Origin of the sequence: Rhodopseudomonas palustris (assembly GCF_007005445.1) — a bacterium.
Classification (GTDB): domain Bacteria; phylum Pseudomonadota; class Alphaproteobacteria; order Rhizobiales; family Xanthobacteraceae; genus Rhodopseudomonas; species Rhodopseudomonas palustris_G.
In genome coordinates this window covers 3,560,178-3,579,347 of the sequence record NZ_CP041387.1, presented here as the reverse complement: position 1 = coordinate 3,579,347, position 19,170 = coordinate 3,560,178, and the positions used below count along the sequence as shown (strand labels likewise).

The following is a 19,170-nucleotide window of genomic DNA, read 5'->3' as shown; positions in this document are numbered from 1 at the left end:
GTTCTTATTTGCCGGCTTGCGGCGCTGCCTGATCGGGCTCAATCGTGTTCGCCGCCTCGTGCCAGGCTCAAGCGGAATCCATTATGTCGGGTGATCACGGTCCTCTTCGCGTCGGTATCGGCGGTCCGGTCGGTTCGGGCAAGACCGCGCTGATGGACTTGCTCTGCAAGTCCATGCGCCAGCGCTACGATATCGCTGCCATCACCAATGACATCTATACCAAGTGGGACGCCGAGTTCCTGGTGCGCTCCGGCTCCCTGACGCCGGATCGGATCGCCGGCGTGGAAACCGGCGGCTGTCCGCATACCGCGATCCGCGAGGACGCGTCGATGAATCTGGCCGCCGTGGCCGAGATGCGCGGCAAATTCCCCGGTCTCGACCTGGTGTTGATCGAGTCCGGAGGTGACAACCTTGCGGCGACTTTCTCTCCGGAACTCGCCGACCTCACCATCTATGTGATCGACGTCGCTGCGGGCGACAAGATCCCGTCCAAAGGTGGGCCTGGTATCACCCGCTCCGACCTCCTGGTGATCAACAAGATAGATCTGGCGCCCCATGTCGGCGCCTCGCTGGAAAAGATGGACACCGACGCCAAACGGATGCGAGGAGCCCGGCCGTTCGTCATGACAAACCTGAAGAACAAGGTCGGTCTGGAGCGCATCATCGAGTTCATTGAGGAGAAAGGCGGCCTGACGCCGCGCGCGCCGGGCTGAACCGTTACCGGATCCCGCACTTGGGTAAAGTCCCAGGTGAGTTGGGGTGCGATGCTGTACCAAATTCGTGATCCCTCGAGCCGGAACGAAATCCGACGGATTGCGGTTGAACCGCTCTTGGATTTCGAGCCCGCCCGTCCGCTTCTTCATGGATCGTTGAGTTGCGCTGAGGTCGACGCTTCTTCATGGTGGGCCGGCATAGATATGGTGGATAGGTGAGGCGGACGCTCCGCCTCGGACAACGAGTAAGAGCGTGGTTCGGCTAGGCTTCATCATCGGCTTGATCGCCATTGTCGGGGTGGTGCTGTCCGGCTTTTCCGCATCTCGCGTTTACGAGCAGGAAGCGGCCATTCAGCGGATCGCGCTCGGACGTGCCATCGACGTCCATGCCAGTCAGGTTCAGGATCGGTTGACCGAGCGCGAGCTGCTCGGCCGTGTGGCGTCCGGCCTGTTCCGCAAGCCGTCGGTAATCAAGGCCGACATGCTGCAGCCGCTGCGATCGTCGATCTATACCTTCAAGACCGATTTCGTACTCGCCACCTGGGTTGCCCGGTTGAAGCCCGAGGAAGTGCCCGCGGCAGAGGCCGAGTTGACAAGGGCCGGCTTTCCCGAGCCGACCGTCCGCGATTATGACGGCCAGCCCCTGGATCTGACCCGCGATCCGGTGCTGGACGTCGTGATGGATGTCGAGCCGCGGAATGCGGAGACGATGGCGCTCACCGGACGGATGCTGGATCACGATCCGATTCTGGGCCGAACCTTCGCCCAAGCGTTGGCCGAAGGCCAGCCGCACGTGTCCGACCCGTTGCCGCTGACCGGCAACGGCCCGATCGGCGTGGTGCTGGCGGCGCCTGTGATGAATACTGACAGCTCCGATATCGTCGGCTTCGTGACCTTCTCGTACAACCTCGCCACCTTGATGCTGACCAATGATGATCTGTCGTTGTTCTCGGTGGTGCTGAAGGATCCGAGCCGCGCAGGTTACGAGCTGGTCGCCGACGAGAGCGGGCAGATCAGTTCACGAGCCCATCCCGAGGGCTTCCACCCGTTCATCATGCGTACCGTGACGTTCGGCAACCGCGACTGGTCGCTGGCTTATTACCCGAAGATCGATCCTTACGACCGTGCCCAGAAGATGGCGCTGATCATCGGGCTGGCCGGCCTGGCGCTGACGCTGATCGTCTGCGGGCTGTTCGGCTATGTCAGCTACAGCAATATCCGGCTACGGCGCGAGATTCAGATGCGGATCGGCTTCGAGCGCCGCCTTACCGCAGTGATCGACGAACTCAACCACCGGGTGAAGAACATCCTGGCGGTTATTCAGTCGATCGTCACCCGGACGCTGCGCCACGGCTCGGATCTCGACGTCGCCCGCGAATTGCTGATCGGGCGGATTCACGCGATGTCCAACGTGGTTTCGCTGCTCAGCGACAGCCAATGGCAGGGCGTGATGCTGAAAGGCCTGTTCGAGGGGCGGGCGATCCCGCATGCCGACCGGATCGAAGTCGATGGACCGGACATTGCGGTCAGCGCCCGGGCGGCACAGAGCTTGTCGCTACTGTTCTTCGAGCTGGCGTCGCATTCCGACGAGGGGCTGGCCGTGGTCGGCAAGCATCCGAGCGTAGTGGCAAGCTGGTCGGTGACCGGCGAAGGCAAGGACGCGACGTTCTATTTCCGGTGGGAAGAGTTCAACACCAGCGCGGCCACCCGCCGCCCCGACAGCGAGTTCGGTATCATCCTGCTCGACCGTGTCGCGCCCGAAGCGCTCGGCGGCACTTCCAAGCGCTATTTCACCGATGTCAGCTACGTCTATGAGCTGACAGCGCCGCTCGAAACCGTTGTCGACGTCAACGAGCGGGCCCGGACCGGGCAGATCACCGCGCCGGTCCGGCCGGTCCGCAAGCCGCGTCATCCATAGCAACAAGCGATCAGATCCATCCCGCCTGCTGATCAGATCGGGCTGGTCGAATCAAACAGCAGAGGGGCCCGGCTACGGGGCCCCTCCGCATCAGGGTTGAGGAGTGGGGATTGACCGATTGCTCGACGCGCCATTGGATCGAGGAAATCGGGCGGTGCGTCAGCCGTTGCCGCCGATCACGGCGCGTACGGTATCGTCCGGACCGAAATCCTCCGCACCGTCGACGTAAAGCAGGGCGCTGAGCTTGGATCTGGCGCGGTTGACCCGGCTCTTGATCGTGCCGACCGCACAGCCGCAGATCGCCGCGGCGTCTTCATAAGAGAAGCCGGAGGCGCCGACCAGGATCAGCGCTTCGCGTTGATCCTGCGGAAGTTTGTCCAGTGCGGTGCGGAATTCCTCGAATTCCAGATGCGCGGTCTGCCCGGGCTGCGACTTGAGCGTCTTGGCGTAGCTGCCGTCCGCGTCCTCCACCTCGCGCCGCCGTTTGCGATAGTCGGAGCGAAACAGGTTGCGCAGGATCGTGAACAACCAGGCCGGCAGGTTGGAGCCCGGCTGGAAGGAATCGATGTTGGCGAGAGCGCGCAGCAAGGTCTCCTGGACCAGGTCGTCGGCGCGGTCGGCGTTGCCGCTCAGCGAGATCGCGAACGCGCGCAGGCTCGGCACCGCGGCGAGAATGTCGTCCCGGAGGGAATCGGTGAGAGGCATTAGTCCCTCCCTTCGGTGCTGCTGTTGGTATCCGAGGCAGTCGCGGCTTCCGCCGCCCGCTGCGGGTCGTCCAGCTTCTTGATCAGGTCCGCGAACCGATCAGGAACACCCTGCCGCACCACGTCGTCGTACATCGCCCGTAATTGATGTCCGATCCGAGCCTGAATTTCGGCGTTGAGACCACCCTTGGTGCCTGGAGCCGACTTCTTCATGGTTTGAGCCTTGAATTCTTGCATGACTGATCCAATGTTTTCCCCATGGTCAAGTCCCCTGAACTTCGAGGGTTTTCTTGATCGGTCGCCGTTTTCACTGGAGCCTAATGCGATCCCGACCTGAAAGTTCCACGACCCAATGGAACTTTTGCCGCGTTGGTGCGTAGTTGCCCTCGCAGAGGTGCCGGCCCGCGGCGGGCGGTTGCCGAGATGACTGATGGAGTGGGGATGTCGAGATCACAGGTTGTTGCAGAGCATTTGCCCTTGCTGCGCCGCTATGCGCGCGCGCTGACCGGTAGCCAGACCTCCGGCGACGCCTATGTGGGCGCCATGCTGGAGGCACTGCTCCAGGACCCCGCCCTTCTCGACGAGCGGCACGGCCCGCGCGCCGGTCTTTTCCGTTTGTTTACCCAGATTTGGAACTCGGTCGCCCTGAACGACGACGCCGAGGTTCGCACCCTGCCGATGCCTTCGGAGCGGCGGCTGTCGGCAATCACACCCCTGCCGCGCCAGGCGTTTCTGCTTTTGTCGCTGGAAGGTTTCTCCGAGGAGGAGGTGGCCTTCGTGCTCCAGGCCGATGTCAGCGAGATTCGTGAGTACGTCGACGCCGCCGGCCGCGAGATGGCCGAGGAGATCGCGACCGACGTTCTGATCATCGAGGACGAGACTTTCATCGCCATGGACCTCGAGAGCCTGGTCAAGGGCCTCGGTCACAACGTGATCGGCGTCGCCCGCACCCATGCGGATGCGATTGCGCTGGCCCGCACCAAGAAGCCCGGCCTGATCCTGGCCGACATCCAGCTCGCCGACGGCAGCTCCGGCCTCGATGCGGTCAACGAGCTGCTGCGCACTTTCGAGGTGCCGGTGGTGTTCATCACGGCATATCCGGAGCGCTTCTTGACGGGAGAGCGCCCCGAGCCGGCGTTCCTGATATCGAAACCGTTCCAGACCGCGATGGTGTCGGCGGTTGCCAGTCAGGCCCTGTTTTTCCAGCGAAACTCGCGGAACCGGAAGCCCAGCGCCGTCGCTTCCTGACGATCAGAACAGTTGCCGCAGTGAACGCCGTCCGGAGGATTTCGGGCGGCGTTTTTCATGTCGATGGTGGTCCGTCACAACGCCCGCGCAATCGGCTCAAGCGGGCCCATCGACATGAACAGGGCGCGGCTGGCATCACGCAGCCGCGCCCTGGGTCGCCGGTTTTGGGGCAGGGGGACTACCGGCGCTCGAAGAACGTCCGGTATGCCAAAACCGTTCCCGTCAACTGATAAAATCGTTAACACGCTCAGTTGATCGATCACCGTCGAACCGCTTTCCCGCCCGCGCGATTAATCATTGCGGGCGCTGCGAATGACGTAGTGGCGGCGCCGCACAGGGAAAGCGGCACAAACGCCGGCTACAACAAAAGCGGCAAATCATCATGTCACACATTGTGCGGGGAATTCTGGGCGCCCTTGCTATCACCGGGACGCTGGGTGCGGCGCAACTGGCGGTCGGCGAGGATCTCGGCCGCACGATGTTGCTTCGGCAGGCATCCGCCGTGCCGACGCAGGACGTCAATCGCTCCGGCAAGGCCGATCGCGCCGGCGCGATCAGTGAGTCCCAGCCAGGGCAGACCGTCGCGGTGACCCTGATCGGTCAATCCGTTCTGGTCCGGGTCCCGCAGCAGCAGATCGGTGGGGCGCTACGCGCTCCGGCGCTGAACAAGCCCGCGATGGCACCTAAGCCGATCGTGGCTTGCGAGCCGGTGGTGAGCGTTCTCACCGAAGCCGCCAAGCAGCTCGCGCCTGGCCGCTGCCTCGCCTGACGGCGCTCCGTTTATTTAAGTGTACGACTGAAAGCCGCATCCGCCCCGTTGGGCGGATGTTCGCGTTTCCGCCTCCCCGCGGCGAGGCGGTCTCAGTGGCTGTCGGGTAGCTGCGGCGAATTCACCGGGAGCAGATGCTCCTTCAGTACCAGTCCGACGATCAGCAAGGGCGAGGCGAGGAAGGCACCCATCGGTCCCCACAGCCAGGTCCAGAATGCGATTGCGATGAACACCGCCAGCGCGTTCAGCGCCAGCCGGCGCCCGATGATGGTCGGGGTGATGAAATGGCCTTCGATGAAGGTCAGGCAGGCGAAGCCGAATGCCGCGAGCAGCCCGGCGCCGAGCGTCGGCATGCTGACGATTCCGACCACGCACAGGATCACGAACATCACGAAAGGACCGATGATCGGAATGAAGTTCAGCGTCGCCGCCAGCGCACCCAGGCCGGCCGGGTTGGGCATGCCGGCCGCGGCCAACAGCAGGCCGGTCGCGGCGCCGTAGCACAGATTGATCACCGTTACCGTCAACAGATAGGCGCCGAGGCTCTCCTCGATTTCGTTCAGGATCCGCAGCGTGCGCAGCCGAGCATCGCGGCCCGCGAACAGCATCACCAGCGCCCGCCGCAGGCCTCGCCAGCTCGCCACGAACAACACCAGCGTCACCAGAAACAGCACCAACTCGGTGAGGGTGGGGGAGAGAAACTCGACGGTGGGCTGCATCCAGTCGAGCTTCGGCATCTGGACCGTCGCCGGGGCGAGCGCCTCGGCGCCGCCGAGCGCGGTTTGTAGCTGTCGCCACATCGCCACCGGCTTGTCCAGCACGTGCAGTTTGTCCCGCATCAGCGAGCCGAGCTCCGGCAGCCGGTTGGTCCATTCGATCAGCGGCACCGAAATCAGTCCGATCATGAACACGACCCCGGCGAGGCCGGCCAGCACGATCAGCACTGCGCTGACGCCGCGCGGGATATGCCAGCGCTCGAACAGGCTCGCCATCGGCGACAGCATCGTGCCGACGACGAAAGCGGTGACGATCGGCAGGAAGAACGGCTTTCCGACATAGAGCAGGCCGATCAGGAAGATCAGCAGCAGCGACACCAGGCTGAATGCGACAACTTCGGTGCGCCTGATCAGGGGGGGACGGTCGTCGGCACTGTCGGGGAGCGGGGTGCCCGGCGGTTCGGCTGGAAGAACGCGCAAAAGACCCCCCCGGCGGCTGGACCGAATCGAGCCGGCGATGCGACGCGGGCGTGCGCACTAAACCACCGCTGAGGCGGAAAGTTCCGATGCCGTTCCGGCCGCCTCCGGAGGGGTGGGGCGGAACGGTTTTGGACCGGACGACGTTTGTCAGCAGCGCAGCGAGAGGCTGCAACTAACAAGCGGGGACGCAATCATGATTGCCGTTTCGAAGACCTCCGATGCCGACGGGTCGCTGTCGCGCGGAATTCGTCCATGGCTCGTCGGTGTCGCCGCCGTGCTGCTCGCTGGTGCGTTGCCTTCCGGCGCGGCGTCTGCGCAGACGCTCGGCTATGCGGCCGTGCCGCAGGCCGGTCCGTTCATTGCCGACGAGGAGATGCTGCTGCCGTCCGAACGCGAGGCCATTCCAGATGCTGGCGAGGATGGGCAGCTTCCCGATCGGTTGCGCCGGACCGTGGTGTCGTATCAGACCAATCAGCCGGCCGGCACGATCGTGATCGATACTGCAAATACCTATTTGTACTACGTGCTCGGCGGCGGCAGGGCGATTCGCTACGGTGTCGGCGTCGGCCGGGAAGGCTTCACCTGGTCGGGCGTGCAGACCATCACCCGCAAGGCTGAATGGCCGGATTGGCGGCCGCCGGCCGAGATGATCGCGCGTCAGCCGTATCTGCCGCGCTTCATGGCGGGCGGTCCCGGCAATCCGCTCGGCGCCCGGGCGATGTATCTCGGCTCCACGACTTATCGCATCCACGGCACCAATGATCCCGCGACCATCGGCAAGTTCGTATCGTCCGGCTGCATTCGCCTCACCAACGAGGACGTCGAGGATCTGTTCAACCGTGCCGGTGTCGGAACCCGGGTGGTGGTGCTGCCGAAATCGGCGTCGCGGCCGGTGGAGGCGCGCACGACGCCCCGCCCGGCCCGGCAGGCCATGAACATTTCGATCTCGTCGATCGACTAAGCCGTAACAGTCGGGAAAACGTCATGAGCAAGCTCACCCCAGGCCGGATCTTCGCCTGTACTGCGGCGGTGGCGGCCGTCGTGATCGCCTCACCGGCGCCGGCCCAGGATTTCTTCCAGAGCCTGTTCGGGGGCTTCCATGCGCCGCGTGGCGCCTATCATCCTCGGATGCCCGCGCTGCCGTTCGCTGAAGACGGTTATGTTCGAGAGCGAGAGCGGGTGTCCCGCCCCAGCCAGCGCAGCTACTCTTCCGGCAGCGGGCAGGCGTTCTGCGTTCGTACCTGTGACGGGCGCTACTTCCCGATTTCCGCGACCGGTGGCGCTGCCAAGAGCGAGACTTGCAGCAGCTTCTGTCCGGCGAGCGCGACGCAGGTTGTGTACGGATCGGCGATCGAAAATGCCCGTACGTCGGGAGGCAAGCCTTACTCCGACTTGCCGAACGCGTTCAAATATCGCACCGAGATCGTGGCGGGCTGTACCTGCAACGGCAAGGACCAGTTCGGTCTTGCCCAGATCGCGATCCAGGACGATCCGACCGTCCGCAGGGGTGACATCATCGCCGGCAAGGATGGTCTGATGGTTGCTGCCCGGAATGCGTCCGGCGGCGACGGCAAGGTCGCGCTCGCGCCGGCGTCCGGCGCCGATCACGTCCGCGCCGGCTATTCCAGGGTGCCGGTGCTGGCTCAGGATTGACGCTTCGAACCCAGTCGAAGGGGGTCGCACGACAGCGGCCTCTGCATTCTTCTGAAGACTATTCGGCAAGCAAGCTCCAGTTCCGAAGTTGGAACCGATCTGCATCTCGGCGATTGATCCAACGCGGCGTGACCGCGGGTTGGAGCTAGAAAGATGAGCCTTCTGATCGGAATTCTGATTACCTTTCTCGTCGTCATTTTGGTGTTGTATCTGATCAACATGCTGCCGCTCGACGGCCGCGCCAAGCAGATCGCACGTGTCGTCGTCATCATCATCGGCATCGTGTCACTGCTGAAGTATCTGGCAGTGTTCTGAGTCGGCTCCGGCCGGGTGGTCAGCCCGGCCGGAGCTGCCGTGCGGGCAGCTTGTCGAGCGATTTGTCGATCGAGGAGCGCTTCGTCGATCGAAGCCGGCTCGGCTGCCGCTCTCATTGCCGCAGTCCTGAGTCCGTAATAACAGCTTGGACCGGTTCATCGTTTGATTGAAACGACCCGACCTTCCGAGGGCACTGAGTCCTCATCCAGAGGAGCCCGGCGAAGCCGGGCGTCTCGAAGGATGGGGCAACGCATTCCGTGCGTCACATGGTTCGAGACGGCGCTACGCGCCTCCTCACCATGAGGTTGTGCGTGTGGAGCGCGGTGCGGATCAGCTCTGATTCGATAAAGAGCAGAACTGCTCGAGGCTCTGTCGACGTCCGCAAACAAAAAGCCCCGGCGTGCTGTGCCGGGGCTCATCGTGTCGACCTGTGGGCCGATTACTTCAGGGTCGAGAACCAGTCGTCGACGTCCTTGCGGACCTGGTCCTTGGCGTAGCCGTATCGCTCCTGCAGCTTGCCTTCGAGCTGATCGCGGCGGCCTTCGATCACGTCGAGATCGTCGTCGGTGAGTTTACCCCACTTCTCCTTGACGTTGCCCTTGAACTGCTTCCAGTTACCTTCAACGCGATTCCAGTCCATCCTGTCCTCCAGTGTTTGGATGCCGGTCAACGGGCAGCTCCGAGGATGGTTCCGGTCGGTGCAGCGGCAAGCCGTCACCCGGGGTTTGCACCACGCGCGCTTGAAATTGCTGGACAGTAATGAGCTACCAAAGCAAAAGACCTCCCCGTTGCGGGGGAGGTCTCGTGACTACCGAAGTAACAGTTCCGACGGCCTATCGCAGCGTTTCGAGATGCGCCGCCTTCGCCTCGCGGCGGCGTTCGTGCAGGATGAACTCGGTGTAGCCGTTCGGCTGGGCGCGGCCCTTGAAGATCAGGTCGCAGGCGGCTTCGAACGCGACGCCGTCGAAATCCGGCGCCATCGGCCGGTACAGCGGATCGCCTTCGTTCTGCTTGTCGACCACCACCGCCATCCGCTTCAGCGAGTCGAGCACCTGCTCCTTGGTGACGACGCCGTGATGCAGCCAGTTGGCGAGGTGCTGGCTGGAGATGCGCAGCGTGGCGCGGTCTTCCATCAGGCCGACGTCGTGGATGTCCGGCACCTTGGAGCAGCCGACGCCCTGGTCGATCCAGCGCACCACGTAGCCGAGAATGCCCTGACAGTTGTTGTCGATCTCCTGACGGACATCGTCCGGCGCCCAGTTCGAGTTCGACACCGGGATGGTGAGGATGTCCTCGAGCTTGGCGCGCGGGCCGCCCTTGGCCAGCTCCTGCTGCCGCGCGATCACGTCGACCTGGTGATAGTGCAGGGCGTGCAGGGTCGCGGCGGTCGGCGACGGCACCCAGGCGGTGGTGGCGCCGGCCTGCGGATGGCCGATCTTCTGCGCCAGCATGTCGGCCATCTTGTCGGGCGCTGCCCACATGCCCTTGCCGATCTGGGCGTGACCGGGCAGGCCGTCGACCAGACCGGTGTCGACGTTCCAGTCCTCATACGCCTTGATCCAGGGCTGCGCCTTCATCTCGTTCTTGCGGATCATCGGACCCGCTTCCATCGAGGTGTGGATCTCGTCGCCGGTGCGGTCCAGGAATCCCGTGTTGATGAAGCAGATCCGCTTGGACGCGTTCTGGATGCAGGCCTTGAGGTTCACCGTGGTGCGGCGCTCCTCGTCCATGATGCCGACCTTCAGCGTGTTCTCGGTCAGGCCGAGCATCTTTTCGACGCGGCCGAACAGTTCGACGGTGAGTGCGACTTCATCCGGGCCGTGCATCTTCGGCTTGACGATGTAGACCGAGCCGGTGCGGCTGTTGCGGGTGTTGCCGAGGTGCTTGAGATCGTGGATCGCGATCAGACCCGACACCGCGGCGTCGAGGAAGCCTTCCGGGATCTCCTGACCTTCGCTGTCGAGCACCGCGTCGGTCCACATGTGGTGGCCGACGTTGCGCATCAGCAGCAGGCTGCGCCCGTGCAGCGTGATCTGCTTGCCGTCGGCGCCGGTGTAGCTGCGGTCGCCGTTGAGCGCGCGGGTAACGGTCTTGCCGCCCTTCTCGAAGCTTTCCGACAGCGTGCCGTCCATCAGCCCGAGGGTGTTGCGATAGATCAGCACCTTGTCGTCGGCGTCGACGGCGGCGACCGAGTCTTCCATGTCGAGAATGGTCGACACCGCCGACTCGATGATCAGGTCGGCGACGCCGGCCGGATCGTCCTTGCCGATGGTGTTGGCGCGGTCGATCTTGATCTCGATGTGCAGGCCGTTGTTGACCAGCAGCACGGCGCTCGGCGAGGCCGCATCGCCGTTATAGCCGGCGAACTGCTCGGGCTTCTTCAGGCCGGCGGCATTGCCGCTCTTCAGCTTGGCCGAGAGCTGGCCGGCGATCACGCTGTAGGCGGTGACGTCGCTGTGGCTGCCGGCGGCGAGCGGAGCGGCCTGGTCGAGGAACGCCTTGGCCTTGGCGATCACCTTGTCGCCGCGCGCCTTGTCGTAGCCCTTGGCCTGGGCGGCTTCCTGCGGGATCGCATCGGTGCCGTAGAACGCGTCGTACAGCGAACCCCAGCGCGCATTGGCGGCGTTCAGCGCGTAGCGCGCATTCGACAGCGGCACCACGAGCTGCGGACCGCACAGCTTGCCGATTTCCTCGTCGACATTGGCGGTCTCGACCGGAGCGGTCGCCGGCTCCGGCATCAGGTAGCCGATTTCCTTCAGGAACGCGGTGTAGGCCGCCATGTCCTGCTTCTTGCCCTTGTTGGCGAGATGCCAGGCGTCGATCTTGGCCTGAAGGTCGTCGCGGGTCTTCAGCAGCGCGCGGGTCTTCGGCGCCAGATCACGAACGATCGCAGCGAGCCCGGCCCAAAATACGTCGGCAGCGATGCCGGTTTTCGGCGCGGCTTCCTTGGCGATGAAGTCGAACAGCACAGGAGCGATTTTCAGTCCGTGGGCATCAATACGATTCATTTGATTATCCAGCCAGAAAAGGTCGAAACCGCCGTTGACGGGGTCCGGGGACAGCGCCGCCTCCCCAGCGGCGCCCACGGCCTTTTAGCGCCAAAGCCTCCGAAATTGGAAGGCCCAGGGACCACCGTCGCCCGCCGCAGCGATTTCGGGCGACGGATATCGGCTCGGGAGACGAAAACGCGCAAATCAGACCCGGAGCGTTGGTTCCGATTCGATCAGGACCGCGGCGGCGCTAGGTCAGCGGCCGTTCGTCGCCGGACAGCCGTTCCAGGAGGAGTTTCAACAGGATGGTCACCAGGGCGACGGCCGTCAGGGTGGTGGCGGCGGCGAACGCGCCTGCGACATTGTAGTCCTGGTACAGAAGTTCGATCTGCAACGGCAGCGTGGTGGTCTGGCCGCGCACATTGCCGGACACCACCGACACCGCGCCGAATTCGCCGAGCACGCGGGCATTGCACAGGATCGCCCCGTACAGCACCGCCCACCGGATGTTGGGCAGCGTGACGCGCAGGAAGGTCGCAAAGCCCGACGCCCCCAGAGTTACCGCCGCCTCCTCTTCGTCGGTCCCCTGCACCTGCATCAGCGGGATCAGCTCCCGGGCGACGAACGGCGCGGTCACGAACATGCTGGCCAGCACGATGCCCGGCAGCGCGAACATCACCTTGATGCCGAGTTGCTCGAGCAGCGGGCCGAACAGCCCCTGCGAACCGTACACGAACAGATAGGCGACACCGGCGACGATCGGCGAGATCGAATAGGGCAGTTCGATCAGCGCAATCAGCAGCGTGCGCCCGGGAAACTCGAACTTGGTCACCGTCCAGGCGGCGGCGAGGCCGAACAGGATGTTGACCGGCACCGCGATCAGCGCGGTGATCGTCGTCAGCCACATCGCGTGCAGCGTGCCGGGGTCGCCGAGATTGCGCAGGAACACGCCGACGCCCTGGGCAAACGCCGAGGTCAGGATCACCGCCAGCGGCGCGACCAGGATGAACAGCGTCAGCACGGCCACGATGCCGAGGACGACGCAACGCGTCACCGGCCCGGCGCCAACGGGCGTCACCATCCAGTCCTTCTTCACGGGAGCGCTCGGTTTGGCCGTCATGTTCCGCTCTTGCCGAGATAGCGGAGCTGCCAGGCTTGCACCGCGTTGGTGATGATCAGCATCACGAAAGCCATCACCAGCATCGCCGAGGCGATCGCCGCTGCGGCGGGGTAGTCGTATTCTTCGAGCCGGATGAAGGCGAGCAGCGCCACGATCTCGGTCTTCATCGGCTGGTTCCCGGCGATGAAGATGACGGCGCCGAACTCGCCGAGGCTGCGCGCGAATGCCAGCGAGGCGCCGGCCAGCAGCGCCGGAAAGATCGACGGCAGGATGATCTTCGACAGGATCTGCAGATCGTTGGCGCCCAGCGAGCGGCTGGCCTCCTCGACGTCGCTGCCGAGATCCTCGATCACCGGCTGCACCGTACGCACCACGAACGGAATGCTGGTGAACGCCATCGCGATCGCGATTCCGAGCGGCGTGTAGACGATCTGCAGTCCGAGCGCATCGAGCGGCGCGCCGAACCAGCCGGATTTCGAGAACAGCGCCGTCAATGCGAGGCCTGCCACCGCGGTCGGTAGCGCGAACGGCACGTCGATCAGCGCATCCAGCAGTCGCTTGCCGGGAAACGTGTAGCGCGCCAGCACCCAGGCCAGCAGCGTGCCATACAGCGCGTTGAACAGCGTGGCGACCAGCGCCATCGTCAGTGTCAGCCGGATCGCCGCGAGTGTCCGCGGCGAACTCAGAATAGCCCAGAGCTGAGCCGCGCCGATGTCGGACGCCTTCAGGATCAGCGCGGCCAGCGGCAGCAGCACGATCGCGCCGAGATACAGCAACGTGATGCCGAGGCTGAGGCCGAAACCGGGAATGACGCTGCGTCGCAAGGCGGTGATCCGAAGAGAGTGACGAGGGTGGGTGAGGGTTAGTCAATTGCAGATCTACGCCTCACCGCGTCATTGCGAGGAGCACTCGGATCGGCGCTTTGCGCCGTCCGAGCACAGGCTCCGCGACGAAGCAATCCGGCTTTGCGCAGTGGGATCTGGATTGCTGCGCTCCGCTCGCAATGACGAACAGATTTGGCGTTCGTCATTCGGGGATGCGCGCTGTCGCGCGCAGCCCCGGAATCTAGTGGTTGTAGCGAAGAGAGATTTCCGTGTTCGCGCCGCGCTCGCGCCCCGGAACGACGAACTTGTTGTCGGCGCCTGGAGGTAAGCTCGGCCTGCCGCCTCATCGCCCCCCGAACAACTGATCCAGCTTCGCGCCCGAGGCCAAGTGCTCGGCGTTCAGCTTGTCCCAGCCCCCGAACTCGTCCTCGACCCGGTACAGCTTCACCTCCGGGAACTTGTCTTTGAATTTCTCGATCACGGCCTTGTCGTGCACCCGGTTATAGGCCTTGGCGAGGATCGTCTGCCCCTCGGGCGAATACAGATATTCGAGATAGGCGGTGGCCAGCGCTCGTGTGCCGTGCTTGTCGGCGTATTTGTCGACGACGGCGACCGGGAACTCAGCCAGCAGGCTGGTGGGAGGGACCACCACTTGATATTTGTCGGCGCCCGCCAGATCGCGGATCGCGCTGGTCTCTGCCTCGAAAGTGATCAGCACGTCGCCGGTCTGGCGTTCGACGAAGGTCGTCGTGGCGGCGCGGCCTCCAGTGTCGAACACCGGCACATTGGCGAACAGCTTCTTGATGAAGGCGTCGGCCTCGGCATCGCTGCCGTATTTGTGCCTGGCGAAAGCGTAGGCTGCCAGATAGGTGTAGCGGGCGTTACCCGACGTCTTGGGGTTCGGGAAGATCACTTTGACGTCCGGCTTCACCAGATCGTCCCAGTCCTTGATTCCCTTTGGATTGCCGGCGCGCACCAGGAACGCGGGCAGCGAGTAGTACGGCGAGGAGTTGTTCGGCAGCCGCTGAGCCCAATCCGCCGGGATCAGCTTGCCCTTGTCGTGCAGCACCTGGACGTCGGTGACCTGATTGAAGGTCACGACATCGGCCTCCAGTCCTTCCAGGATGGAACGCGCCTGCCGCGACGATCCGCCGTGCGACTGGTTGATGGTGATGTCCTGGCCGGTCTTCGCCTTCCAATGGGGGATGAATGCGGCGTTGATCTCCACATAGAGCTCGCGCGCGATGTCGTAGGAGACGTTGAGCAGCGTCGTCGATGTTTGCGCCTGCGCCGGGGCCGCCGTCAGCAGCGCTGCGAAGCCGGCGAACAATGAGAGAGCGAAACGGTTCACGAGATCTCCTCGACTGACAATGGACGGTTCTGCGATCGGCGTAGCACCGCCGCTACCTTACGTGATGATGGTCGTCAGATAGGCGATCGAAGGAGGTGTGGGAAGCCGTCCCACCGGCGCGTGGCGCGCTGCCAGATCGTTGCGGCGGCCGGGCTTCCCGCGCTCGGGGAACGGTCGTCTACCTATTGAACGTTTTGAGGAACGAAATTCTACGTCGTCCACGAGCGGCGCAAAGGAATGGTTTTCTTCTCGGGCGGCTTGTAACGTTTCCATGCAGAAAATAATTCTGGGTTCGTTCAAAGCGGAGTCGGCATGCGGTTTCTTCCGGTGTTTCTCGATCTGGCGACGGGCCCCGTGGTGCTGGTGGGCGCCGGCGAGATGGCGCGTGCCAAGCTGAGGCTGTTGCTCGGCGCCGGTGCTTCGGTCCGCTGGTACGTCACCGATGGCGATCGCGATCTGACCGGTCTGACCGAGGCCGAGCGCGCGCGCATCAGTTTTCCGGAAGGTGATCCGCTGCGCGCCGATCTCACCGGCGCGATCGCGCTGTTGTGTGCGGGGGCCGGCGAGGTCGCCGCGCCGCTGGCCGCGAAGGCGCGCGTCCTCGGCGTGCCGGTCAACGTCATGGACGAGCTGTCGCATTCCACCTTCATCTTTCCGGCAATCGTCGATCGCGGCGACGTGGTGGTGGCGATCGGCACCGGCGGGTCTTCGCCGGTGGTGGCGCGCCGCCTCCGCGAACTGATCGAGACCGTGGTGCCGGCGCGGATCGGCGAACTTGCCGCGCTGATCGGCCGCTGGCGCGCCCCGATCAAGGCGCGGATTCCTGAATTCCCGCTGCGCCGCCGGTTCTGGGAGCGCGTCGTCGACGGTCCGATCGGTCGCGCCGTGCTCGACGGGCGCCTGACCGATGCCGAGACCGAACTGAAGAAGATCGATGATGCCAGCGACTACGCGCGGCATTCGCTCGGCCGCCGCGCCGATGGTCATGTCAGCATCGTCGGTGCAGGGCCCGGCGATCCCGATCTGCTGACGCTGAAAGCGCTGCGGGCGCTGTCGGATGCCGACGTGGTGTTCTACGACGAGCTGGTTTCGCCCGACATCCTCGACCGCATCCGCCGCGACGCCAAGCGCGTGCCGGTCGGCCGCCGTGTCGGCCAGCCGGGCATCGGTCAGGACGCGATCAACAAGCTGCTGATCGAAGCGGCTCGGTCCGGCCAGCGCGCCGTGCGGCTGAAGGGCGGCGATCCGTTCGTGTTCGGCCGCGGCGGCGAAGAGGTCGAAGCGCTGCGCGAAGCCGGCGTGTCTTACGTGGTGGTGCCGGGTATCAGCGCCGCGCTTGGCGCGGCGTCGCAGTTCGAGGTGCCGCTGACCTATCGCCACGAGGCGCTGCGCATCACCTTTCTCACTGCCCATAAGGCCAAGGATGCCGAAACCGTCGACTGGTCGGCTCTGACCGATCAGAAGATGACCGTCGTGGTCTATATGGGCATGAGCGCGGGGCCGACGATCCGCGAAGGGCTGCTGGCTGCCGGCCGCGCCGCCGATACGCCGGTCGGTGTATTCGCGCGGGTGACGCGGACGGACGCTGCATCGGCTGTCGGAAGGCTCGACGACCTGCCGGCGCTGGTCGAGCAGGTCGACGGCGGACCGGCACTGCTGGTGATCGGCGACGTCGTCGCGCATTCGGCGCCGTGGCGCCAGCAACAACTCCTGCAACTCGTCTCGACCTATCAGATGGCCGCCGAATGACGTCCCCGCTGCAACAGAAGATCAAGATCACCGGCCCTTCGGTGATCACCGCGAACCGCACCATTGATGGCGTGGTGATCTACCGGACCGCGCAGAGCGGCTGGTCGACCGATCTGGCCGACGCCGCCATCGTGCGCGAGGCTGAGCCGGCGCGCGCGCTGCTCGCCGCCGCGACGGCCGACGATGTCGGCGCGGTCGGTGCCTACATCGCGCCGGTCGAAATCGCCGCGGATGGCGCAATCCGCCCCGGAAACCTGCGCGAAAAAATCCGGCGCAACGGCGTCACCATCGCGCTGCCGGTCCAGGCTTGAGGACTGCTCCATGTATGCTTACGACGACATCGACCGCGCCATCGTCCACGAACGCGTCGACGAGTTCCGCGATCAGGTGCGCCGACGCCTGTCTGGCGAACTCACCGAGGACGAGTTCAAGCCGTTACGCTTGATGAACGGCGTGTATCTGCAGCTCCACGCCTACATGTTCCGCGTGGCGATTCCCTACGGCACGCTGTCGTCGGACCAGCTTCGCAAGCTGGCGCATGTGGCGCGGACCTACGACCGCGGCTATGGCCATTTCACCACCCGGCAGAACATCCAGTTCAATTGGATCGCGCTGAAGGATCTGCCCGACGCGCTCGCCGACCTCGCCGAAGTCGGCATCCATGCGATGCAGACCTCGGGCAATTGCACCCGCAACGTCACCGCCGATCAGTGGGCCGGCGTCGCGCCGGGCGAGATCGAGGATCCGCGGGTCTGGGCCGAAATCCTGCGCCAGCACACCGCGCTGCATCCGGAGTTCTCGTTCCTGCCGCGCAAGTTCAAGTTCGCCATCACCGCGTCCGATCACGACCGTGCGGCGATCAAGATCCACGACATCGGCCTGAAGCTGGTCAGAAACGACGCCGGCGACACCGGCTTCGAAGTGCTGGTCGGCGGCGGACTGGGTCGCAGCCCGTTCATCGGCCGCACCATCAAGCCGTTCGTCGCCGGGCGCGACATCCTCAGCTATATCGAGGCGATCCTGCGCGTCTACAATCAGTACGGACGTCGCGACAACATCTACAAGGCCCGGATCAAGATCCTGGTGCACGAGCTCGGCATCGAGAAGTTCGCCGCCGAGGTCGAGCAGGCGTGGAGCGAGATCGCCGACGGTCCGCTGACGCTCGACGACGAGATGATCGAGGACATCCGCTCGCGCTTTGTCTACCCAGCCTATGAAGAGCTGCCGGCCGAGCCGGACGAGCTTCGCGCGGCGGCCGGCGATGCGCGGTTCGAAGCGTGGCGGGCCAATTCGGTCGCGCCGCATCGCCAGGACGGCTACGCCATCGTCACGCTGTCGCTTAAGCCCGCGGGCGGCGCGCCGGGCGATGCCACCGCCGAGCAGATGGATGCGGTCGCCGACCTTGCCGACAAATATTCGTTCGGCGAGATCCGGGTCGGCCACGAACAGAACCTGGTGCTGCCGCATGTCGCCAGACGCGATTTGCCGGCGCTGTGGGCGGCGCTCGACGGGCTCGGCCTCGCCACCCCGAACGTCGGTCTGGTCAGCGACATCATCGCTTGCCCTGGCCTCGATTACTGCTCGCTGGCGAATGCCCGGTCGATCCCGATCGCCCAGGAGCTGTCGCGGCGCTTCGCCAATCCCGACACCGCGGCTCTGATCGGGCGGCTGCACATCAACATCTCCGGCTGCATCAACGCCTGCGGCCACCACCATGTCGGCCACATCGGGATTCTCGGCGTCGAGAAGAACGGCGAGGAGTTCTATCAGATCACCATCGGCGGCCGTGCCGACGAGGGCGCCGAGCTCGGCGTGCTGATCGGCCCCGCGGTGCCGTACGGCGACGTCGCCGACGTGATCGAGGACATCGTCGAGGCGTATCTCAGCCTGCGGCAACGGCCGGACGAGTTGTTCGTCGACGCGGTCAAGCGGCTCGGCGTCGAACCCTTCAAGGAGCGGGTCTATGCCACTCGTTAAGAACGGACAGATCGTGGCCGACGAATTCGCCGCGGTGGCCGACGACGCTGAGTTGCCGGCCGCCGGCTCGGTGCTGATCTCGGCTGCGCGCTTTCTGGCCGATCCGGACTCCTTGGCGGCGCGCAACAGCCCGCTCGGGGTGATCTGGCCGAACAACCGCGACGTCGCCGAGCTGAAACCCTGGCTCGACCGGCTGGCGCTGATCGCGCTGGTGTTCCCGACCTACAAGGACGGCCGCGCCCACAGCCAGGCGCGGCGGCTGCGCGAAATTTACGGCTATCGCGGCGAGCTGCGCGCCACGGGTCAGGTGCTGCGCGATCAGTTCACCTTCCTGGTCCGCAACGGCTTCGACGCGCTCGACGTGAGGAAAGAGGCCGACGCGCACGCCTTCGGCGAGGCGACGCATCGCTACACCGAATTCTATCAACCGACCGGCGACGGTCACCGTAGCGCGCTGCAGCTCCGCCGGCAGCGGCATCTGACGTCGGCGAGTTAGTAACCCTGGCAACGGGCGTGGCCTAACCTCTCCCCGCGCGCGGGGAGAAGGGGCCGGCTTTGCTCGCGGCGATGTCCCTGCCTACACGCAATCCTGCTTCCTCTTTGGCCTTGCGTTCCCGTCGGGCTTGTCCTTCTCTCCGCCGCT

The 19,170-nt window shown here is 64.7% G+C and carries 19 protein-coding genes; 11 read left to right on the top strand and 8 right to left on the bottom strand.

The features are described 5' to 3' along the window. Positions 1-83 precede the first annotated feature (83 nt). Entirely contained in the window at positions 84-713 is a 630-nt protein-coding gene (gene ureG / locus FLL57_RS16400) for an urease accessory protein UreG (RefSeq protein WP_142884238.1), read from the top strand. 253 nt (positions 714-966) lie between these two features. After that, positions 967-2,631, top strand: coding sequence for a CHASE domain-containing protein (locus FLL57_RS16395; RefSeq protein ID WP_142883422.1), 1,665 nt, complete (start codon positions 967-969; stop codon positions 2,629-2,631). Positions 2,632-2,790: 159 nt separating this feature from the next. On the opposite strand, the gene FLL57_RS16390 is transcribed toward FLL57_RS16395, so the two are convergent. After that, positions 2,791-3,336, bottom strand: coding sequence for a sigma-70 family RNA polymerase sigma factor (locus FLL57_RS16390; RefSeq protein ID WP_013504099.1), 546 nt, complete (start codon positions 3,334-3,336; stop codon positions 2,791-2,793). Beyond that, positions 3,336-3,572 (bottom strand): NepR family anti-sigma factor, encoded by a 237-nt coding sequence (locus tag FLL57_RS16385; protein ID WP_142883421.1) that lies wholly within the window; start codon positions 3,570-3,572, stop codon positions 3,336-3,338. Before FLL57_RS16385 ends, FLL57_RS16390 begins: the two co-directional genes overlap by 1 nt. A gap of 204 nt (positions 3,573-3,776) precedes the next feature. Between FLL57_RS16385 and FLL57_RS16380 the strand changes: the two genes are divergently transcribed. Together FLL57_RS16380 and FLL57_RS16375 are read left to right on the top strand one after the other, a co-directional pair. Next, positions 3,777-4,583, top strand: coding sequence for a response regulator (locus tag FLL57_RS16380; protein WP_013504097.1), 807 nt, complete (start codon positions 3,777-3,779; stop codon positions 4,581-4,583). Positions 4,584-4,965: 382 nt separating this feature from the next. Further along, positions 4,966-5,352, top strand: coding sequence for a hypothetical protein (locus FLL57_RS16375; RefSeq protein WP_013504096.1), 387 nt, complete (start codon positions 4,966-4,968; stop codon positions 5,350-5,352). A gap of 92 nt (positions 5,353-5,444) precedes the next feature. Here FLL57_RS16375 and FLL57_RS16370 read toward each other — a convergent pair whose 3' ends face one another. Continuing rightward, positions 5,445-6,548: an AI-2E family transporter gene (locus FLL57_RS16370; protein WP_013504095.1), complete on the bottom strand. Its 1,104-nt coding sequence runs from the start codon at positions 6,546-6,548 to the stop codon at positions 5,445-5,447. Between the two features lie 193 nt (positions 6,549-6,741). On the opposite strand from FLL57_RS16370, the gene FLL57_RS16365 reads away from it, so the two are divergent. The 3 genes from FLL57_RS16365 to FLL57_RS16355 all read left to right on the top strand — a co-directional run bounded on the left by FLL57_RS16365 (position 6,742) and on the right by FLL57_RS16355 (position 8,516). Beyond that, positions 6,742-7,509 carry a L,D-transpeptidase gene (locus tag FLL57_RS16365; RefSeq protein WP_142883420.1) on the top strand — a complete coding sequence of 256 codons (768 nt, stop codon included), beginning with the start codon at positions 6,742-6,744 and terminating at the stop codon, positions 7,507-7,509. Positions 7,510-7,532: 23 nt separating this feature from the next. Further along, positions 7,533-8,201, top strand: coding sequence for a DUF2865 domain-containing protein (locus tag FLL57_RS16360; RefSeq protein ID WP_142883419.1), 669 nt, complete (start codon positions 7,533-7,535; stop codon positions 8,199-8,201). A gap of 153 nt (positions 8,202-8,354) precedes the next feature. Further along, positions 8,355-8,516 carry a Thivi_2564 family membrane protein gene (locus FLL57_RS16355; RefSeq protein ID WP_013504092.1) on the top strand — a complete coding sequence of 54 codons (162 nt, stop codon included), beginning with the start codon at positions 8,355-8,357 and terminating at the stop codon, positions 8,514-8,516. A gap of 439 nt (positions 8,517-8,955) precedes the next feature. Here the strand turns inward: FLL57_RS16355 and FLL57_RS16345 are convergent, their stop codons facing one another. The 5 genes from FLL57_RS16345 to cysP all read right to left on the bottom strand — a co-directional run bounded on the left by FLL57_RS16345 (position 8,956) and on the right by cysP (position 14,801). Further along, positions 8,956-9,156, bottom strand: a complete 201-nt coding sequence (locus FLL57_RS16345; protein ID WP_013504091.1) for a CsbD family protein — start codon at positions 9,154-9,156, stop codon at positions 8,956-8,958. A 193-nt stretch (positions 9,157-9,349) separates the two neighbouring features. Continuing rightward, positions 9,350-11,524 carry a malate synthase G gene (locus FLL57_RS16340; RefSeq protein WP_142883418.1) on the bottom strand — a complete coding sequence of 725 codons (2,175 nt, stop codon included), beginning with the start codon at positions 11,522-11,524 and terminating at the stop codon, positions 9,350-9,352. A 232-nt stretch (positions 11,525-11,756) separates the two neighbouring features. Next, positions 11,757-12,626: a sulfate ABC transporter permease subunit CysW gene (cysW, locus tag FLL57_RS16335; protein WP_142883417.1), complete on the bottom strand. Its 870-nt coding sequence runs from the start codon at positions 12,624-12,626 to the stop codon at positions 11,757-11,759. Then, a complete protein-coding gene (gene cysT / locus FLL57_RS16330) occupies positions 12,623-13,450 on the bottom strand; it encodes a sulfate ABC transporter permease subunit CysT (protein ID WP_013504088.1) in 828 nt (275 codons plus the stop codon). Before cysT ends, cysW begins: the two co-directional genes overlap by 4 nt. 343 nt (positions 13,451-13,793) lie before the next feature. Further along, positions 13,794-14,801: a thiosulfate ABC transporter substrate-binding protein CysP gene (gene cysP, locus FLL57_RS16320; RefSeq protein WP_013504087.1), complete on the bottom strand. Its 1,008-nt coding sequence runs from the start codon at positions 14,799-14,801 to the stop codon at positions 13,794-13,796. 312 nt (positions 14,802-15,113) lie between these two features. Between cysP and cysG the strand changes: the two genes are divergently transcribed. The 4 genes from cysG to FLL57_RS16300 are packed head-to-tail and all read left to right on the top strand — an operon-like array spanning position 15,114 to position 19,023. Next, entirely contained in the window at positions 15,114-16,550 is a 1,437-nt protein-coding gene (gene cysG / locus FLL57_RS16315) for a siroheme synthase CysG (protein ID WP_142883416.1), read from the top strand. After that, the gene (locus FLL57_RS16310; RefSeq protein WP_013504085.1) at positions 16,547-16,861 is read left to right on the top strand and encodes a DUF2849 domain-containing protein; all 315 of its coding nucleotides are present in this window, start codon (positions 16,547-16,549) and stop codon (positions 16,859-16,861) included. The genes cysG and FLL57_RS16310 overlap by 4 nt, the downstream gene beginning before the upstream one ends. A gap of 10 nt (positions 16,862-16,871) precedes the next feature. Beyond that, complete coding sequence (locus FLL57_RS16305) at positions 16,872-18,527, top strand: nitrite/sulfite reductase (RefSeq protein WP_047309897.1); 1,656 nt, start codon at positions 16,872-16,874, stop codon at positions 18,525-18,527. Beyond that, positions 18,514-19,023: a DUF934 domain-containing protein gene (locus tag FLL57_RS16300; RefSeq protein WP_047309898.1), complete on the top strand. Its 510-nt coding sequence runs from the start codon at positions 18,514-18,516 to the stop codon at positions 19,021-19,023. The genes FLL57_RS16305 and FLL57_RS16300 overlap by 14 nt, the downstream gene beginning before the upstream one ends. The last annotated feature ends 147 nt before the right edge of the window (positions 19,024-19,170 follow it).

What these genes read in the sequence shown, in the direction of transcription:
- ureG (WP_142884238.1), top strand. Translation starts at nt 84, where the DNA reads ATGTCGGGTGATCACGGTCCTCTTCGCGTCGGTATCGGCGGTCCGGTC.
- FLL57_RS16390 (WP_013504099.1), bottom strand. Translation starts at nt 3,336, where the DNA reads ATGCCTCTCACCGATTCCCTCCGGGACGACATTCTCGCCGCGGTGCCG.
- FLL57_RS16385 (WP_142883421.1), bottom strand. Translation starts at nt 3,572, where the DNA reads ATGCAAGAATTCAAGGCTCAAACCATGAAGAAGTCGGCTCCAGGCACC.
- FLL57_RS16380 (WP_013504097.1), top strand. Translation starts at nt 3,777, where the DNA reads ATGTCGAGATCACAGGTTGTTGCAGAGCATTTGCCCTTGCTGCGCCGC.
- FLL57_RS16375 (WP_013504096.1), top strand. Translation starts at nt 4,966, where the DNA reads ATGTCACACATTGTGCGGGGAATTCTGGGCGCCCTTGCTATCACCGGG.
- FLL57_RS16365 (WP_142883420.1), top strand. Translation starts at nt 6,742, where the DNA reads ATGATTGCCGTTTCGAAGACCTCCGATGCCGACGGGTCGCTGTCGCGC.
- FLL57_RS16360 (WP_142883419.1), top strand. Translation starts at nt 7,533, where the DNA reads ATGAGCAAGCTCACCCCAGGCCGGATCTTCGCCTGTACTGCGGCGGTG.
- FLL57_RS16355 (WP_013504092.1), top strand. Translation starts at nt 8,355, where the DNA reads ATGAGCCTTCTGATCGGAATTCTGATTACCTTTCTCGTCGTCATTTTG.
- FLL57_RS16345 (WP_013504091.1), bottom strand. Translation starts at nt 9,156, where the DNA reads ATGGACTGGAATCGCGTTGAAGGTAACTGGAAGCAGTTCAAGGGCAAC.
- FLL57_RS16340 (WP_142883418.1), bottom strand. Translation starts at nt 11,524, where the DNA reads ATGAATCGTATTGATGCCCACGGACTGAAAATCGCTCCTGTGCTGTTC.
- cysW (WP_142883417.1), bottom strand. Translation starts at nt 12,626, where the DNA reads ATGACGGCCAAACCGAGCGCTCCCGTGAAGAAGGACTGGATGGTGACG.
- cysG (WP_142883416.1), top strand. Translation starts at nt 15,114, where the DNA reads ATGCGGTTTCTTCCGGTGTTTCTCGATCTGGCGACGGGCCCCGTGGTG.
- FLL57_RS16310 (WP_013504085.1), top strand. Translation starts at nt 16,547, where the DNA reads ATGACGTCCCCGCTGCAACAGAAGATCAAGATCACCGGCCCTTCGGTG.
- FLL57_RS16305 (WP_047309897.1), top strand. Translation starts at nt 16,872, where the DNA reads ATGTATGCTTACGACGACATCGACCGCGCCATCGTCCACGAACGCGTC.
- FLL57_RS16300 (WP_047309898.1), top strand. Translation starts at nt 18,514, where the DNA reads ATGCCACTCGTTAAGAACGGACAGATCGTGGCCGACGAATTCGCCGCG.